The 231-nt window shown below is 22.9% G+C and carries 1 pseudogene; it reads left to right on the forward strand.

The window, feature by feature from the left end:
* Positions 1-24: 24 nt before the first annotated feature.
* Positions 25-231: pseudogene (locus RI01_RS02550) on the forward strand (hypothetical protein); the annotation flags it as partial.

Below are 231 nucleotides of genomic sequence, written 5' to 3' on the forward strand. Positions count from 1 at the left end.
TTTATTTAAAGAAAGGAATATCAAATGTTAAATAACCAAGATTTTATGAATATTAATCAATTTAATACTAATATCCAAACTGTGGACATCTTAAAAGGTTTTTTTAAAAAAACTACCTTTAATCTTTCTGTTGACAAATATATGAAAACCAATTACCAACAATTAAACCATTATTTTAACCAAAATAACATCAACTCTCAAAGTCAAAAAGTAATCCGTGGTAAAATCAAT

Source organism: Italian clover phyllody phytoplasma str. MA1 (assembly GCF_000300695.1).
Classification (GTDB): Bacteria; Bacillota_I; Bacilli_A; order Acholeplasmatales; family Acholeplasmataceae; genus Phytoplasma.